The following is a 10,146-nucleotide window of genomic DNA, read 5'->3' as shown; positions in this document are numbered from 1 at the left end:
TTCCGCTCCTCTCCCAGCCTGGGAAACTTAGCGGACAACTCGCGCTTCTAACGATCCAGTTATTGGGGGGCAGAGCACCAGCAGTGCGGACAGCTCAGCTTCACCCGTTTGCTGGATCAACTCGCGCGCACCTGATCGCAAGACATCCGTGAGCGGATCGGGTGAAAATCCCGATGCATCCGGCAACGGCGTGGTGGTAGGATTCTTCATGTGGCATATCCTTTTCTCTGCAGAGAATTGCGGCGCGCGAACAACGCCATGATATGCCGCCCCTCAGGGCCATCACCAACTTTCAGCTATATCTCATCTTGACTGGCCCGGGGCACCGTACTTCGCGGCTTGTCAAGTATGCTCATTTACAAGCGCGTCCAGAAACAACTTGGCAATCCGATGTGTTTCCGGGCTGCGGCGAATAGCGGCGCTGAACGTCGTTCGGTAGTGAAATTCATCAGGCCGTACTGCCTTCAATCGGCCCTGTTTTTCGAAGTCCCTTGCCAAATGATCCGGCAGGAAACCAATATAGCAGCCTGACAGAATAAGGATGGCCAGAGCGTGCTCACTTTGCACTGTGGCGGCACGCTTCAACATCAACTTTTGGCTGGCATGAAGGTTCGGTGAGGTAACGCCGATGCCCGCGTAATTGACGGAACGCACATTCGCCAGCTCAAGCTCGGATTGAGGACAGTCGAAGAATTCATGCCCCCGACCGCAATAAAGGTACATGTTTTCTCCGTAGAGAGGATGATACTTCAAACTCCCCGAGCGTTGGTAGTCAGCGATGATTCCGATGTCCAGCTGACCGCTCACAACCTTGGATTCGATTTGATTGGGCGGTTCAAGCGAGAGGTCGATGTTCACCGCAGGCGCAGATTGATTGAAAGACCGAATTGCGCTGGACAGGCGCGCTTCGGGGTTGGAACCGCATTGATCGAACAGGGCAACGCGCACGACGCCAACCAGATTTTGCTTGATCTCATTCACTTCGATACGGAAATCCATAACCGCGGCAAGCAACCGATCGGCGGCTTCCAGAACAGTTGCGCCTTCCTCTGTCAGCGCGAATCCGGACGGTCCCCGATGACAGAGTTTCAGGTCGAGACGAAGTTCCAGATCCGCGAGATACTTCGAAATTGTAGACCGACCGATATTCAGCTGGTTCTCAGCCGCAGATAACCCTCCGCTTTCCACGACGGTCCGAAACACGCGCAAGAGCTTCAAATCGGCCTCGCCGATGCGCGTTACAAGAGAGGGTGTCGGCGTTGGCATGGAGATATGTGCTTGAGTTGACGTAGGGTACTCACGGAGCCGCGCAATGATGGGCGAGACCATTACGGAACTCAACCCCTTCGAAGTCGCGTGGCCGGCTGCTCATGCTTTTGGGTTACCGCCGCCGGGCTTGTGGCGATGGTGAACCATTGCAGGCAATGGGGAGTGCTGTTCTGCCCTAAAGTCGGGAGCCAACCCTGCTTGATCCGGCCCGGAGGCATGGCAGCTCGGGGCTGAGTTTTTCAACGTAATAGCAATGTTTTGACGGAGCGCAGCCGTCAAGGCGGCGTGCCAAGCCTGTGGCGCCGTCACCAGCAGTTTCTCGGGCTATCGAAATGTTCGCTGTTTATGAAACTTTGTGCGCAAAGGTTGGTATTCATAGGCGCCTTCCGGCGACCTATGGTGCGGCAATCGAGGCTGAGTCGGGTTGCCTTTCGCGCGGCGGGAGCAACTCGGAACAGCACAGGCCAACAGAACAATGGAGCATGGAACATGACGAAAACTCTCACCGCGAAGGACTTGGCAGATACCTTTGATGCATTTAACCGGCACGACATCGACACGGTTATGACCCACTTCGCCGACGATTGCGTTTTCTACACCGTTGGAGGTGACGAAAAGTTTGGCAATCGGATCGAGGGGGCCGAGGCCATCGCTGCGGCTTTCGAAGCGGTCTGGACTAGCATGGAAGACGCCCATTGGGCGCATCACAGCCACTTCGTGCATGGCGATCGTGCTGTATCGGAGTGGACGTTCAGCGGTACCGATGCCAGCGGCATGCGGTTCGAAGCCGAGGGCGCCGACCTTTTCACTCTTCGCGATGGCAAAATCGTTGTGAAGCAGGCACTTCGTAAGAACCGACCGATGTTCAAGGCCTGATCGTTCTCGCAGTCTGAGGGTACCTGCACATGGTTGACGACACACATCGTTTGCGCTGGCCATCGGCCAGCTACGACCCGAAATACGATCCAATCATTGACGCGGGTCCGGGTCACAACCGCGGCTATGCGCCGACATATTGGATCGGGACTGCAGGTGAGCCTCCCCAAGACGATGGGCCGGTTTCCTCTGATTTCGATGCCGATGTCGTGATCATTGGCTCGGGCTATACTGGGCTGTCCACGGCCATTCACCTTGCAAAGAACCACGGTATCCAAGCTGTCGTCCTTGAAGCCAATACCGTGGCCTGGGGATGTTCCACCAGAAACGGGGGGCAGGCGCAGATTTCTTCAGGCCGGCTGAAGAGGTCGCAATGGATCAAACGGTGGGGCACGGATGTCGCCCGGCGGATGCATTCCGAGGTTTCGGAAGCCTTCGACCTGTTCAGCGACCTGATCGCGTCAGACGAGATTGACTGCGATCCTCAGCCGGGCGGACACTTCTATATCGCGCACCGCAATTCAGCCATGCCGAAGCTCAAATCCGAATGCGCAGTGCTCAACGAAACATTCGGCTATCGCGCACGGATACTCAGCCGCGACGAATTGCACGAAGGCTACGCCCGCGACATGGAAGCCGCGGGCGCGTTGTGGGAACCCGACGGTACCTGCATCCACGCCGCGAAACTGGCGTTCGGATATCTTCGCATGGCCCGCAATCTCGGCGTGAAAATCCATACCGGCAGCCCGGTCATGGGCTGGCACAAGAAGAATGGCGTGCATCATCTGCGCACGCCCGGTGGGACCGTCCGTGCCAAGGCCGTGGCCTTGGCAACCGCCGGTTACACGCCGCCGGGGCTCAATAGCAAGACCAAACACCGGCTAATGCCGATTCTGTCGAATTCGATTGTGACCCGGCAGCTGACCGAAGCGGAGCTGGATGAATGCGGGATCAAGGTCATGTCGCCGCTGACGGATACACGCACTCTGCGCCACTACTATCGTCTTTTGCCGGACAACAGGATCCAAATCGGCAGCCGCAGCGCCGTGACCGGCCGCGACGCCGAAAACGACAAGCACCTGGCAATGCTCCGTGCTGGTTTGGCTCGCAAGTTCCCGGCGTTGCAAGGGATCAGCCTCGACTATTCTTGGTGGGGATGGGTCGATGTCAGCCACGACATGATGCCGCGCATTTTTCAGCCGGATCCCAACGAGACAGTCTACTACGCCATGGGCTACGGCGGCAACGGGGTCATGTATTCCGCGCAGGCCGGGCGGCGTCTTGCGCAGCTTGTCGCTGGCGACAAGGACGAGGTTTTCGACCTACCGATCTTTTCGTCACCCCTTCCGAGCCATGGTCTGCTGACGCCCTTCCGCCGAACGGGACAGCGCCTCGCCTATGTCTGGTACTACCTAAGAGACGAAATTATTTAGCAATATCAGCACCATATCTTCAAAAGGAGAAACGCTATGAAAATGACGACAGAAGAAGCCTTCGTCAAAGTCCTGCAAATGCATGGGATCGAAAAGGCCTTCGGGATCATCGGGTCGGCCATGATGCCGATTTCCGACCTGTTCCCGGCAGCGGGTATCCAGTTCTTCGACTGCGCCCATGAATGCAATGCTGGGATGATCGCGGATGGATACACTCGCGCAACCGGCAAGATGTCGATGATGGTGGCCCAGAATGGCCCCGGAATCACCAGCCTCGTAACGCCCATCAAGACCGCCTACTGGAACCACACGCCGCTTCTGATCGTCACCCCGCAGGCGGCGAACAAGACGATCGGTCAGGGCGGTTTCCAGGAAGTCGAACAGATGGCGCTGCTGGAAGACATGGTGGCCTACCAGGAAGAGGTACGCGATCCCAGCCGTATGGCCGAAGTTCTGAACCGGGTGATCCTTCAGGCCAAGCGCGCCAGCGCCCCGGCACAGATCAACATCCCGCGCGACTACTGGACTCAGGTGATCGACATCGACCTGCCCGCCATCGTCGAATTTGAACGCCCCTCGGGCGGCGAAGAGGCGGTGACCCGAGCGGCGGAGCTGCTGTCATCGGCCAAGTTCCCGGTCATCCTGAACGGGGCTGGCGTGGTCATCGGCGGCGCTATTCAGGACTCGAAGGCGCTGGCCGAAAGGCTGGATGCACCGGTTTGCTGCGGCTACCAGCACAACGACGCTTTCCCCGGTTCGCACCCGCTATCGGTCGGTCCGCTGGGCTACAACGGCTCGAAAGCGGCGATGGAACTGATTGCCAAGGCGGACGTGGTGCTGGCACTGGGCACCCGTTTGAACCCGTTCTCGACCCTGCCGGGTTATGGCATCGACTACTGGCCGAAAGACGCCAAAATCATCCAAGTCGACATCAACCCCGACCGGATCGGCCTGACCAAGCCAGTAAGCGTGGGTATCGTCGGCGACGCCAAGAAAGTGGCTCAGGGTATCCTGGCGCAGCTGTCGGATGACGCGGGCGATGCGAGCCGGACCGAGCGCAAGACGCTGATCTCGGAGACCAAGTCGCGTTGGGCGCAGGAACTGACCTCGATGGACCACGAGGACGACGATCCGGGCACCACCTGGAACGAACGCGCGCGCAACCGCGAGCCGGAAAAGATGTCGCCCCGCATGGCATGGCGCGCCATTCAGCAGGTGCTGCCGAAAGAGGCGATCATCTCGTCCGACATCGGCAACAACTGCGCCATTGGCAACGCCTACCCGACCTTTGAGGAAGGCCGCAAATATCTGGCTCCGGGTCTCTTCGGACCTTGCGGCTATGGCTTCCCGGCCATCGTGGGCGCCAAGATCGGCCGTCCGGACCTTCCGGTGGTGGGCTTTGCCGGTGACGGCGCCTTTGGCATCTCGATGAACGAGATGGTCTCGGTCAGCCGCGATGACTGGCCGCCGGTGACCATGGTGATCTTCCGCAACTACCAGTGGGGCGCGGAAAAGCGCAACACGACTCTCTGGTTCGATGACAACTTTGTCGGGACCGAGCTGGCGCTGGACGTGGACTATGCCGGCATCGCCCGGGCCTGCGGCGTCGAGGGCGTTCAGGTCTCTTCCATGGCCGAGTTGACCGACGCGCTCAACACCGCTGTGCAGGCACAAATGAAAGAAGGCACGACAACCTTCATCGAAGTGCTGCTGAACCAGGAACTGGGTGAGCCTTTCCGCCGCGACGCGATGAAGAAGCCGGTTTCGGTGGCTGGGATCAACCGCGACGACATGCGTCCGCAGCCGTTGGCTAGCTGAAGCAAAGGGGCGCCGGGACAATGTACTGTCCCGGTGTACCGCGCCCACCCGGGCCGTCGTTCCGTTCGGGTGGGTGTTATTCGGAAAGGGAATGAACATGCAGGCGACAAGCGCATCCAAGTTGGCGATGTCCGGACTTGGCCATCTCGTGCGGAACAACGGCCAGGGGTTTCTGGTGGCAGTGGTGGTCGCGGTGGCGGCACAGTTCCTGTCGGAACATTACGGCGCACCGGCCATGCTGATGGCGCTGCTCCTTGGCATCGCCTTTCATTTTCTGTCAGAAGAAGTCTCCTGCAAACCTGGGATCGAGTTTACCTCCCGCACCGTCCTGCGGTTTGGCGTGGCGCTTCTGGGCGCGCGGATCTCGGTTGAACTGATCGTCGGCCTCGGGCCGCAATTGATCTTCGTCGTGATCGCTGCGGTGATCCTGACCATCCTCTTCGGGTTCCTCGGCGCACGTGTTCTGGGCCGCGGCTGGCGCTTCGGCATCCTGACCGGCGGATCGGTCGCAATCTGCGGTGCCTCTGCCGCAATGGCAATCTCGGCGGTCCTGCCCAAGAACGAACATTCCGAGCGCAACCTGATCTTTACCGTGTTGTCAGTCACTGTGCTCTCGACCGTGGCGATGATCGCTTATCCGATCCTCACCGAAATTTTCGAGTTCAACGACGAGGTCTCTGGCGTCTTCCTTGGCGGTACCATTCATGACGTTGCCCAGGTTGTCGGCGCGGGTTTCTCGGTCTCGGAAGAGACAGGCGAGGTGGCGACGCTGGTCAAGCTGATCCGGGTCGCCATGCTGGCGCCAGTGGTACTTGTGATCTCGGTTTTGGTGCGCCGCAATTTTGCCGACCAGATGGACGGAAAGCGTCCGCCGATCCTGCCGTTCTTTGTGATCGGCTTCCTGATCTTCGCCGCGCTGAATTCCATCGGCCTGATCCCCGCCGGGGTGGTGGAGCTTCTGTCCTCGCTCAGCCGCTGGTCACTGTTGATCTCGATTGCCGCGGTAGGCATGAAGACTTCGCTCAAACGAATCCTCGACGTCGGCGGTCAGGCCATTGCGCTGATCGTAGCCGAAACCGTCTTTATCGCTGTCTTCGTCCTATTGTGCGTTGCCCTTCTCGGCCACTGATTGGAGCTTACATGAAACCGCTCGAAATGATCCTGAGAAATGCGGCGCGTTCGCAAAAGAAAATCGTGCTAAGCGAGGGCCACGATCCGCGCGCCGTGCAGGCCACCATCGCCGCCCGCAAGCAGGGCATTGCACGGATAGCGCTTGTCGGGCCGGAAGCAGAGATCCGCGCGCGCTTCGAAGAGCTTGGCGCTGTACCGGACGAAGGCGTCGAGATCCACGACCCGGCCACTTCGCCGCTGATTGACGAACTTGCCGAGGTCTTTTTCCAGCGGCGGAGGCACAAGGGCGTTACCCCGGAACAGGCGATGGAAGCCGCCCGTTCCCCGCATGTCTTCGCCGCACTTCTCGTTCGCACCGGCCATGCCGACGGCACCGTGGGCGGTGCCGTCGCGACCACGGCCGAGATCGTGCGCACCGCCATCCAGGTGATCGGCCCGGCGCCGGGAGCAAAGCTGGTGTCCAGCTTCTTCCTGATGCTGTTCTGCCAGACCCACCATATCAAGAAAGGCGCGCATGTCTTTGCCGACAGCGGGCTCGTCGTGGACCCCAATGCCGAGGAAATGGCGCAGATAGCGTTGACCTCCGCACAGTCCTATACAGAGCTGACCAGCGATATACCGCGTGTTGCGATGCTGTCCTTCTCTACTCGAGGCAGTGCCAGTCACAATTCGGTCTCGAAAGTAGTAACCGCCACAGGAATTGCAAAGGCCGCCAATCCGGCGCTGCTGATTGACGGCGAACTGCAATTCGACGCGGCCTTTGTTCCCGATGTCGCGGCCTCCAAGGCTGGCGATTCCGCCTTGGGCGGCAATGCCAATGTCTTCATTTTCCCAAATCTCGAAAGCGGCAACATCGCCTACAAGATCGCGCAGCGTGTCGGTGGTGCGGTGGCCATCGGCCCGATCCTCCAGGGTCTCGCCAAACCCGCCAACGACCTTTCGCGCGGCTGCACATCCGAGGACCTCCTGCACATGATCGCGGTAACCGCTGCTCAGGCGGAACATGTGCTGATTTCCGCTGAAGCGTGACAAGGTATTTTCGCCGGAAATTGGTTCACTCTCAGTTTTGGTCTTCGCTCATGACCTGGTCACTGTAGCGATCTTCCTTCCTGTTCTTTGGTAAGCATCCGGCGTAGGCTGCGGTCAGGCGGCTTGGCCGACTTCCAAGGGCTTCCAGTTCCACGGTAGCAGTGTCGGCACCTGCCAGGCAGTCATGTCGGGCAGCCAGGCCTGTGGATCGATGTCGTTCATCTTGGCCGTTACGCTCAGGGAATACATGAAGGCGGCGCGATTACCACCCCGCTCGGAGCCCGCGAAGAGCCTTGACTTCCGGCCGAGGGCCCCGCCGCAGAGCGTCCGTTCGGCGGCATTGTTCGTGAGGCAGATCCGGCCATCCTCAAGGAAGCGCGTGAAGGCCTCCCAGCGGTCCGCCTTGAACATGTAGGCGATCGCCTTTGCGACGGGGTTGTGCTTCGACATCGTGTCGCGCTCGGCGCGCATCCAGTCGTGCAACTCTTCGACCAGCGGACGGGACAGTCGTTGCCGGGCCGCGAGCCGTGATGTGTCATCCAGACCGTTGATCTGACGTTCGACGTCGATGAGGGCATCGATCCGAGTCACCGCTTCGAGTGCCACGGGCACGATGTCATGGGCGGGTTTGCCCTTCCGGATATTTCCCTTGATGTCGGCCAGTTCGAAGAACTTGCGCCGGGCATGGCTCCGGCAGAGCGCGCGCTCCGCCGGGCCGGGATCACGGTCGTCGCGGTAGAGGTCGTTGTAACCGCCATAGGCATCCGCTGCGCGGCAGTGGTTTGCCTGCAAACAATGAGAGGGGGTCTGGAGAACCCCTTGCCAGCCCGCGAGATGCCGGTTGGGGCGGCCCATTTCGCGATCGCGCGAGAAGTGCAACAGCGCCGCGGGCGGCGCGTAAGCCGCGAACGGGCAATGGTCACGGACATAGGTCCACAGACGCGCCGTCTTGGTCCCGTCTTTCGCCAGCAGCGGCACCGTCGTGTCGTCGCCATGTAACCGTTCGGCTTTCAGGACATGTTCTCGGATCAGCGCATGAACGGGCGCGAGCGCGGCGGCACAGGCGCCGACCTGATCGGCCAGGGTGGACAGGCAAAGTTCGACGCCTTCCCGCGTATAACGCTCGGCCTGCCGGTTCAGGGTCTGATGCTGGCCAAACTTCTCGAAGAGGATCGTCGCCAAAAGGTTCGGCCCGGCCCAGCCGCGTGGAGTGGGATGGAACGGAGCCGGAGCCTGCGAGATCTTCTCGCAGTGGCGGCAGGGTGAGCGCCGGGCGCCAAAAGCGGCGAACCGTCCGATGGACGGTTCGAGGCGTGAACGGGCGGAGCCTCGGGAACTTCTCGCGCACAGTCTGGAACACCTTCCACTGGCGCGGAATGACCTCCAGCGTATCGGTGACGTCGTCGCTCATCTACACGATGCGGTCGGCGCCTCGATCACCACCCGTTCTCTCGGGAGATGCTCCGGGAAAGGCTTGCGGGCCGGGCGACGACACTGCCCCCCGCGACGGACGTGGTCCTTGCCACCATCTCGGCGACGAGTTTGTCTTCGGTGGCGGCGGTCTCGAGTTCCTCGAGTTGCAGCTCCATCTGATCGATCAGACGCGCGCGGCGTTCAGAGCTGCGTCTATATTGTTCGCGCTGGAGCTTGGCGATCTCGAGCCGGAGGTGCTTGATCATCGCTTCCGAGGTCGAGACCACCGCGCGGGCCTGCGCCAACTCGCTCTCGGGGGCTACGGCACGGGCCTCCGAGGTCGCGAGCGCGGCACGCAATCCGGCGATCTCGGAGGCGGTCTCTGACATGGTGGAGACCTATCACACCGACAACGGGAAGCCCATGCAAATAGGACCGATCAGACTGATCTATCCTTCCTTTGCAAAGCGTTAGGTCCAGCGCGGGTTGCGCCAGCCGATGCCTTCCAGAAGATAGCCCAACTAGGCCGCAGAGATCTGCACCGCCTCACCACTTCCACTTGTCGGCCAGATGAACTTCCCGGCCTCGGGGCGCTTTATATAGAGCGACATGCCCACCCCGTCGTGCCTGAGCAGTTTGACCAGGTCACCTTTGCGGCCGCGAAAGCAAAAAAACCTTGCCGGCATGCGGATCGCGCCCGAGACCCTGCTGCACAGTCAGCGCTAGGGAGTTCATGCCGCGCCGCAAGTCCGTCACACCGCCCGCAATCCAGACCTTCGCGCCCGCCGGAAACGCGATCATCCGCGATCCACGATCGGCAGCAGCCGAGCCAGCGCCTCCGGATCGACATTGGCTGGCACGACAACGCGGCGCCCGTTCGTCAGCACGATCTCGACCCTGGCGTCCGCGTTCGATGGCAGAGGCAGTTTGGAAGCCGCGGGCTCGGCCTCGGCTGACATCGCAAGCGGGATGAACGCCGGCAGCCGCGGTGCTCCAAGTTCACCATTCCGGTATTGCCGCCGCCAGACCGTCAGAAGGGACCGGGAAATCCCTTGCCGCCGCGCCGTGGCGCTTGCCTGACGATACCCGACGAAACTCTCCGTAAAGCTACGCCGAGGGCCGTCTTGCCTCACCGGTATTACTCGTCGGCCATGATGCGTTCGATGAGGTCGGCGTC

The 10,146-nt window shown here is 60.6% G+C and carries 9 protein-coding genes and 2 pseudogenes; 5 read left to right on the top strand and 6 right to left on the bottom strand.

Annotation, left to right across the window (positions count from 1 at the left end):
• Positions 1 to 78 precede the first annotated feature (78 nt).
• Both AB0T83_RS19665 and AB0T83_RS19660 read right to left on the bottom strand, forming a co-directional pair.
• A pseudogene (locus AB0T83_RS19665) lies at positions 79 to 210 on the bottom strand (IS256 family transposase); the annotation flags it as partial.
• 132 nt (positions 211 to 342) lie between these two features.
• Complete coding sequence (locus AB0T83_RS19660; RefSeq protein ID WP_366194909.1) at positions 343 to 1,266, bottom strand: LysR family transcriptional regulator; 924 nt, start codon at positions 1,264 to 1,266, stop codon at positions 343 to 345.
• 492 nt (positions 1,267 to 1,758) lie between these two features.
• On the opposite strand from AB0T83_RS19660, the gene AB0T83_RS19655 reads away from it, so the two are divergent.
• From AB0T83_RS19655 to pta, 5 genes are all read left to right on the top strand, one after another.
• A complete protein-coding gene (locus AB0T83_RS19655; protein WP_366194908.1) occupies positions 1,759 to 2,145 on the top strand; it encodes a nuclear transport factor 2 family protein in 387 nt (128 codons plus the stop codon).
• Positions 2,146 to 2,174: 29 nt separating this feature from the next.
• Positions 2,175 to 3,578, top strand: coding sequence for an NAD(P)/FAD-dependent oxidoreductase (locus AB0T83_RS19650; protein WP_366194907.1), 1,404 nt, complete (start codon positions 2,175 to 2,177; stop codon positions 3,576 to 3,578).
• A gap of 36 nt (positions 3,579 to 3,614) precedes the next feature.
• Positions 3,615 to 5,396: a sulfoacetaldehyde acetyltransferase gene (xsc, locus tag AB0T83_RS19645; RefSeq protein WP_366194906.1), complete on the top strand. Its 1,782-nt coding sequence runs from the start codon at positions 3,615 to 3,617 to the stop codon at positions 5,394 to 5,396.
• Positions 5,397 to 5,523: 127 nt separating this feature from the next.
• On the top strand, positions 5,524 to 6,525 hold the full coding sequence (locus tag AB0T83_RS19640; RefSeq protein ID WP_366194905.1) for a YeiH family protein: 1,002 nt from the start codon (positions 5,524 to 5,526) through the stop codon (positions 6,523 to 6,525).
• Between the two features lie 11 nt (positions 6,526 to 6,536).
• Complete coding sequence (gene pta / locus AB0T83_RS19635; RefSeq protein ID WP_366194904.1) at positions 6,537 to 7,556, top strand: phosphate acetyltransferase; 1,020 nt, start codon at positions 6,537 to 6,539, stop codon at positions 7,554 to 7,556.
• 114 nt (positions 7,557 to 7,670) lie between these two features.
• Here pta and tnpC read toward each other — a convergent pair.
• The 4 genes and pseudogenes from tnpC to tnpA all read right to left on the bottom strand — a co-directional run.
• A pseudogene (tnpC, locus tag AB0T83_RS19630) lies at positions 7,671 to 9,358 on the bottom strand (IS66 family transposase).
• 132 nt (positions 9,359 to 9,490) lie between these two features.
• Positions 9,491 to 9,655: an IS66 family insertion sequence element accessory protein TnpB gene (gene tnpB, locus AB0T83_RS19625; RefSeq protein WP_366194903.1), complete on the bottom strand. Its 165-nt coding sequence runs from the start codon at positions 9,653 to 9,655 to the stop codon at positions 9,491 to 9,493.
• Complete coding sequence (gene tnpB / locus AB0T83_RS19620; RefSeq protein ID WP_366194902.1) at positions 9,615 to 9,770, bottom strand: IS66 family insertion sequence element accessory protein TnpB; 156 nt, start codon at positions 9,768 to 9,770, stop codon at positions 9,615 to 9,617. Before tnpB (AB0T83_RS19620) ends, tnpB (AB0T83_RS19625) begins: the two co-directional genes overlap by 41 nt.
• On the bottom strand, positions 9,767 to 10,146 hold a 380-nt coding region (gene tnpA / locus AB0T83_RS19615), incomplete at its 5' end, for an IS66-like element accessory protein TnpA (protein WP_366194901.1). The genes tnpA and tnpB (AB0T83_RS19620), both read right to left, overlap by 4 nt.

Origin of the sequence: Meridianimarinicoccus marinus, from assembly GCF_040689105.1 — a bacterium.
GTDB classification, from domain to species: domain Bacteria; phylum Pseudomonadota; class Alphaproteobacteria; order Rhodobacterales; family Rhodobacteraceae; genus Meridianimarinicoccus; species Meridianimarinicoccus marinus.
The sequence above is the reverse complement of the archived record's forward strand: the minus strand, read 5'-3'. Positions and strand labels throughout refer to the sequence as shown.

Coding starts and splice junctions, on each gene's coding strand:
- tnpB (WP_366194903.1), bottom strand. CDS start 9,655: ATGCCGGCAAGGTTTTTTTGCTTTCGCGGCCGCAAAGGTGACCTGGTC.
- tnpB (WP_366194902.1), bottom strand. CDS start 9,770: ATGATCGCGTTTCCGGCGGGCGCGAAGGTCTGGATTGCGGGCGGTGTG.
- AB0T83_RS19650 (WP_366194907.1), top strand. CDS start 2,175: ATGGTTGACGACACACATCGTTTGCGCTGGCCATCGGCCAGCTACGAC.
- pta (WP_366194904.1), top strand. CDS start 6,537: ATGAAACCGCTCGAAATGATCCTGAGAAATGCGGCGCGTTCGCAAAAG.
- AB0T83_RS19640 (WP_366194905.1), top strand. CDS start 5,524: ATGTCCGGACTTGGCCATCTCGTGCGGAACAACGGCCAGGGGTTTCTG.
- AB0T83_RS19655 (WP_366194908.1), top strand. CDS start 1,759: ATGACGAAAACTCTCACCGCGAAGGACTTGGCAGATACCTTTGATGCA.
- AB0T83_RS19660 (WP_366194909.1), bottom strand. CDS start 1,266: ATGCCAACGCCGACACCCTCTCTTGTAACGCGCATCGGCGAGGCCGAT.
- xsc (WP_366194906.1), top strand. CDS start 3,615: ATGAAAATGACGACAGAAGAAGCCTTCGTCAAAGTCCTGCAAATGCAT.